This window comes from Anaerotignum faecicola (genome assembly GCA_024460105.1).
Classification (GTDB): domain Bacteria; phylum Bacillota; class Clostridia; order Lachnospirales; family Anaerotignaceae; genus JANFXS01.
In genome coordinates, this window is the sequence record JANFXS010000011.1 from 1 (window position 1) to 6072 (window position 6072).

Below are 6072 nucleotides of genomic sequence, written 5' to 3' on the forward strand. Positions count from 1 at the left end.
CGGTTAAAGCGGGAGAGCTTGTATTCCACAAAGTAGGGGATGAAATAAGGGTTTTAGAGGACGTGAACAGCTTTGTATCCGTAACCGTGGACAAAAACGAGGATTTTACAAGCAATCAGGTTATAAGAGTCCTTGACCAGATAGGGAACGACATAGCCGTGCTTTTCAATACAAAGTATCTCGGAAAGGTGCAGAACAACAACGCGGGAAGGCTTGCGTTCTGGAACGACATAGTTACTTACAACAAGGAGCTTGAAAGGCTTGAAGCGATTGAAGGGTTTATAAGCGACGATTTGACGGTTGAACAGGGAAACGATAAGAAAAGCGTCGTTGTGGTATGCCCCGTTTCGCCTGTGTGCGCTATGAGCAAGCTGTATATGACGGTTATCGTAGAATAATGAAGTCCCAAACGCGGGAACAGACGTATACGGACGTACTGTAACGTTAAAAACAAGCGTATACGGAAATGCACGGGCGGCATATGTCATGCAGAGGCATGAGACGCCGCAATAATATACAGCGGTTTAATAAAGGCAAATTTTAAGCCGGCCTTTGCCGCGTGATGGCGGCGGCCCGGAACCGAACGGTTTCGGCGGTTATTATAAAAGGCGCGGTTACAGGAAACTTTGTAAGCTTTAAATATATTGTTTTATACGGCGGCTGTAACGGGTGATTTACTGCCGCCGTTTTTACAAAAGGAGGATTTTAAATGGCAAATATAATGAATGCTAAGGACGCTGTTGCCGCATCGCTTGCGGAATGTTATGTTACAATAGACGGCAACAGATACAATTTTATGCAGGCGATAAACCTTGAAGCTTCCATTGAAAAAACAAAAACGGAAGTTCCTATATTGGGAAAAACCGGAAAAGGAAATAAAGCCAGCGGCTGGAAAGGAACCGGAAGCGCAACATTCCACTACAACACGTCGATTTTTAGGGAGCTTTTATCAAAATACAAGGAAAGCGGAGAAGACACATATTTTGATATAATGGTTACAAACGAGGACAAAACTTCATCGGTGGGAAGGCAGACCGTTATATTAAAAGACTGCAATATGGACGGCGGTATTCTTGCAAAGTTTGACGCCGATGCAGAATATCTCGACGAAGAAATGGAATTTACTTTTGAAGATTGGGAAATACCAGAAAAATTTACAGAATTAGCCGGTATGTAATATTTTAAGGAGGAATGTAATATGAATTTAAGCGCGTTTTTAAACCCTGTTAAACAGGAAAATATTAAATTTGCAGCAAGCAGGAAATTTGTTGGCCAGGACGGCAAGCCGGCTCTTTGGGAAATTAAGGCGATTGCGACAGACGAGGACGAGGAGATCAGGAAAAGCTGCACTAAAAAAGTGAGCGTTCCCGGAAAATACGGCCAATTTACAATGGAAACCGATTATGACTTATATCTCGGAAAACTTGCGGCGGCATGCACGGTTGAACCTAACCTTAATGATGAAAAGCTTCAGGACGCTTACAAGGTTATGGGAAGCGACAAGCTTTTAAAAAAGATGCTAAGGCCCGGGGAATACGCGCTTTATCTTAAAAAAGTCCAGGAAATTAACGGTTTTGACACTACTGTTGAAGAAACGGCAGAACAGGCAAAAAACTGATAAAGGGCGGAAATGCGGAGGCTAACTACGCTTTCTACTGTCTGCATAAGCTTAAAATAAGGCCCTCGGAATTCGCCGCAATGAGCAGGCAGGAAAAGGCTTTTATTATGGCCGCCATTGATATAAGGATTGAAAACGAAAAGAAAGAGGCTAAAAAAATTAAAAAAAGGAGATAAAAGCCGATTACTGCATTGGATTAAACGGGTTAGCCGAAACCGCCCGCTGTATTATCTGCACAACGACTGCTTTGCGTGGCAGCGGGCGGTTTGCTTTTTAGGAACGCATTGTTATTAAACGGTTTATTATGTGAAATGAACGGCAAATATTGATTTGACATAATAAGTATATTCCGTATGCGCGGCCGGATTATATTACCGGTATATGTAATTTCCGATATGAAAATAAATAAAACTTAATGTCATCGATTGAAAACATAAAAATACATAAAATGTGGAATTAGATGCCGAAAATTAAAGATTTTATTTGAAATGTGAATGTATATGAGGTATAATAACAAATATTATGCCGAGGGGGAGTTCCAATGAAATTACATGATAATCAGGCCGTAAAACATATTTACCATGATGGGAATGAAAAGTTTGAAATTAAATTGGCGCTTTTATATTTGCAGGTTTATGACGACAGGGTAGTGATGACATATGGGAATAATGCCAGGACGATGATGTTTTCAGAAATAGACGGGATTAGGATTGTGACGGCGGGAAAGCGGGAATGGTGGTACATGGAGATTGATTATCCGGGCCTGCCGAGGGGCGTTAAGGATGTGACAAAGTTTGAATTCCATCCACAGTATAATGACAAAATGATTGAGATTAAAAATTATATTCAGCAAAGGGTTATTGAGATCGGTATGCAAAGTGAGTTTGAAGAAAAGAAAAGGCGTTCGGCGGCAGATGAACTGATGAAGCTTAAACAGCTTCTCGATATGGGCGTTATAACAAAAGAGGAATTTGAAGGGCAGAAAAAGAAGTTGTTATGTTAAATTTTTTATTATAATGTTATATTATACAATTAACGGTTTCGGAAATTTAATTTTATTTGTTGTGAAGATTATTTTAAAATTGAAGGCGGCAATCGAATTATGGTTTAATTGCAGCGAAGGATGTGTAACACTATAAAATTTATTTTATATAAATTAAACATTGCGCAATACAATGGACGGCGCGGCAAATGACGGAAGTCTCGTGAAGCAATGTGGAGATATGATTTAAAATTTTTGATATTAATTTTTTATATGCCGTGATATATAAGATTTGATGCATGTTTCGTAAAAGCAAATTTTTTGTTTGAAATGTGAATTTAAATGATATATAATATGGATATAAAAAATAAGGGGGTACAGCGCGATGGGACTTTTAGATTTAGGGAAAAAACGTGCGCATCATGACGGTACGGAGGTATATGAAATCAATTTAACAGGGCTGTTTTTACAAGTGTATGAAGATAGGTTGGCAGCGACAGTTGCTCTTAATCCGACGACAACAATATTCTATTCCCAAATAACAAGGGTTGATTTTTCTGAGCCGATGTTTTTTGGAGATGGATGGTTGGATATTGATTATCCTGGAGCTCCCAAAAGAAGAAAAGGGGAAACCAGATTTACTTTTACTAAAAAGCAGATGGATGAAATGCTTGAAATAAAAAATTACATACAAAAAAGAGTTGAAGAAATAAATAATCAAGCTAAAGAAGAAAGAAGGTTTCAAAATAATGGTTCTTCTGCCGATGAGATATTAAAACTGAAACAGCTGCTTGATATGGGAGCGATAACCCAGGAAGAATTTGACGAACAGAAAAAGAAATTATTAGGTTAAAAATTTTTTTGACGCGGCATTGCGTTATGCAACAAAATGTGTATTTTAATATGGTATAATTAAAAAATATAGCATATTGAGGTGATTATATTGGGTTTGTTCAGCAATATAGGAGAAAAACACGTTCAACATGACGGCACAGAAAGATTTGAAATTAAATTAATACTTTTGTATATGCAAATTTATGACGACAGGATCGTGACGACATTAGGAAATAAAGTCAGGACAATTTTTTATTCACAAATAACAAATGTCGAATTTATCGGCGCCGGGAAAATGACACGCGGATATTTAGAAATTTTATATCCCGGAGTCCCACGGGGGGCAAACGGTATAACTAAATTTGAATTCAGTTATAAAGATAATGACAAAATGATTGAAATTAAAAATTTTATACAAGAAAAGGTTGCTAAGGCTCATATGCCGAATATAAATGTACAAAATAGTGTGACAGGTTCTTCTGCCGATGAGATATTAAAACTGAAACAGCTGCTTGATATGGGAGCGATAACTCAGGAAGAATTTGACGAACAGAAAAAGAAGATATTAGGTTAATTAAGGAATAAAGGCGGTTGCTTTAAATAAGCGATCGCTTTTTTATTTAATAAAATCAAAAAAGGGGTGATTAAAATATGGGAAATAATCTTGCGGAAATAACCGATATGAACAACATGGTCAACAGTCATATAGGGAATCTCCGAACCCTGAATTTGGTTCGGCAAAATACATATACGGATATGGTGATCGACATTCAGGCCGTTAATGACAGCCAAGACGAAGCAAAAGACGGAGCTGTTGAGTTTAGGACAATATTGGACAATGTTGCATGCGGGGCAAAAAAACTTGCAAGTATGTCGGATGAGTTTGCAAAAACGGCAATACAGCTCGAAAATGTAAACAATAAATTTAAAACGACGGGCAATTTGCAGAATTCAGCAATAGCAACTGCAAACAGGCTTGGGGCAAAGTATACCGATGCGGCGGGCCAGATTGCAAAGGCAGGAGCAGTAACCGGCGATACATTTAAATCAACTGATGAAATACTCGCATTTACGGAGCTTTTGAACAAAACAGCCGAAATAGGAGGAAATACAGGCGACGATCAGGCGGGAGCTGTAAACACGGCTATTGACGCTATGGCCGGAAGGGCGATAGATCAAGATATATTTACCGGAATGGCAGAGAACATACTTATAATTTTATCTCTTGTTGCGCAACGCAATATATCAGAATATAAATTTAAATTATTGAGCAACTTATTAAAAATGATGTTGTGATATATTGCGTTGCGCAATAAAAATACAGAGTGAAAATGAAATAAAAAGTTGTATTACGCAACATACTAAAATTGTTTAACAGGAAAGTCATAAGAAAAAGTGATTGCGTAACGCAATACAATACAATGAGTTTGATTTAGCGGAAGGGTTATAGAGAATAATTGCGTAACGCAACACAATAATCTCGGCGTTATAGAATGGTTATGGAAAGTGGTTGCGAAAAGCAATATTATAGAAAATGATGTTGCATTATATTGCGATACGCAATAAAAGCGGATTGAAAAAACGAAACGGAAAGTTGCGTTATGCAATATACGAAAACTTATTTTATAGGAAAGTGATAAGAGAAAGCAGTTGCGTATAGCAATAAATAAAATATATAAAATAAGATTATAGTTTATTGCGTAAAGCAATATAATAATCTCTGTTTTGTAGAAAAGATATGGAAATCGGTTGTGAAAAGCAATATTATAAAATGATGTTGCGATATATTGCGTAACGCAATAAAGCGGATTGAAAAATGAAATAAAAAGTTGCGTTATGCAATATGCTAAAGCTTATTTTATAGGAAGGTTATAAGAAAAGATATTTGCGTAACGCAATAAACAAAATGTGCAGAATAAGATTATGGTTTGTTGCGTAAAGCAATAAGAGCTGATTGTTTTAGAGCAATAACATAAATTTTATAAAAAGTGGTGAAAAAAACAACACAAATCGTATATAATAAGTTTTAAATAATTAGTATATTAAAATACATAAAGAGGTGTTGTGTATGAAGGCGAGGAATGTAGTTTTAGCAGGGGATTATAAAGGACATATACTTACTTCAGGGAGAAATGGTGAAATCGAACCGAAATTATCAACGGGAATATTTAAGAAAAGGATACCGTTAACAAAAGAAACAGTAGAAAGTATGGAAGTTATAAATCAAGCAACCATACAAAGTGCGGCAAATGGGATTGTGAGCACAGCAATAAGCACAGCTTTATTGGGGCCTGTAGGGTTATTAGCAGGAAGGCCGCAGGTTGAAGGAATATATATGGTTGCAATAAAGTTAAAAAATGGGAAAAATTTTCTTGCAGAGATAGATGATGATATTTACAGAGCATTGATACAATGGATGTATTGATAAAAAACGCTTACAAATTGTAAGCGTTTTTTTAACTTATTGCGTTGCATAACGCAATATAATGAGTTTGATTTAGTGGAAGGGTTATAGAGAATAATTGTGTTACGCAATATAATAATCTCGGATTTGTAGAAAAGGTATGGAAAATGGTTGCGAAAAGCAATATATAGAAAGCGACGTCGCGATATATTGCGATACGCAATAAAGCGGATT

Annotated in this window: 7 protein-coding genes and 1 pseudogene; all 8 read left to right on the forward strand. The window is 36.7% G+C overall.

Features of this window, described 5'->3' with window-relative positions:
- The coding region (locus tag NE664_12365) for a phage tail protein (protein ID MCQ4727437.1) at positions 1-398 on the forward strand (398 nt) is incomplete at its 5' end.
- A gap of 311 nt (positions 399-709) precedes the next feature.
- Positions 710-1177, forward strand: coding sequence for a phage tail tube protein (locus NE664_12370; GenBank protein MCQ4727438.1), 468 nt, complete (start codon positions 710-712; stop codon positions 1175-1177).
- A gap of 21 nt (positions 1178-1198) precedes the next feature.
- Positions 1199-1618 carry a phage portal protein gene (locus tag NE664_12375; GenBank protein ID MCQ4727439.1) on the forward strand — a complete coding sequence of 140 codons (420 nt, stop codon included), beginning with the start codon at positions 1199-1201 and terminating at the stop codon, positions 1616-1618.
- A gap of 541 nt (positions 1619-2159) precedes the next feature.
- Positions 2160-2621, forward strand: a complete 462-nt coding sequence (locus NE664_12380) for an SHOCT domain-containing protein (GenBank protein ID MCQ4727440.1) — start codon at positions 2160-2162, stop codon at positions 2619-2621.
- Between the two features lie 364 nt (positions 2622-2985).
- Positions 2986-3453, forward strand: coding sequence for an SHOCT domain-containing protein (locus NE664_12385; protein ID MCQ4727441.1), 468 nt, complete (start codon positions 2986-2988; stop codon positions 3451-3453).
- 450 nt (positions 3454-3903) lie between these two features.
- Positions 3904-4008: pseudogene (locus NE664_12390) on the forward strand (SHOCT domain-containing protein).
- Positions 4009-4085: 77 nt separating this feature from the next.
- Positions 4086-4730: a hypothetical protein gene (locus NE664_12395; protein MCQ4727442.1), complete on the forward strand. Its 645-nt coding sequence runs from the start codon at positions 4086-4088 to the stop codon at positions 4728-4730.
- 772 nt (positions 4731-5502) lie between these two features.
- The gene (locus NE664_12400) at positions 5503-5859 is read left to right on the forward strand and encodes a hypothetical protein (GenBank protein ID MCQ4727443.1); all 357 of its coding nucleotides are present in this window, start codon (positions 5503-5505) and stop codon (positions 5857-5859) included.
- The last annotated feature ends 213 nt before the right edge of the window (positions 5860-6072 follow it).

What these genes read in the sequence shown, in the direction of transcription:
- NE664_12370 (MCQ4727438.1), top strand. Translation starts at nt 710, where the DNA reads ATGGCAAATATAATGAATGCTAAGGACGCTGTTGCCGCATCGCTTGCG.
- NE664_12375 (MCQ4727439.1), top strand. Translation starts at nt 1,199, where the DNA reads ATGAATTTAAGCGCGTTTTTAAACCCTGTTAAACAGGAAAATATTAAA.
- NE664_12380 (MCQ4727440.1), top strand. Translation starts at nt 2,160, where the DNA reads ATGAAATTACATGATAATCAGGCCGTAAAACATATTTACCATGATGGG.
- NE664_12385 (MCQ4727441.1), top strand. Translation starts at nt 2,986, where the DNA reads ATGGGACTTTTAGATTTAGGGAAAAAACGTGCGCATCATGACGGTACG.
- NE664_12395 (MCQ4727442.1), top strand. Translation starts at nt 4,086, where the DNA reads ATGGGAAATAATCTTGCGGAAATAACCGATATGAACAACATGGTCAAC.
- NE664_12400 (MCQ4727443.1), top strand. Translation starts at nt 5,503, where the DNA reads ATGAAGGCGAGGAATGTAGTTTTAGCAGGGGATTATAAAGGACATATA.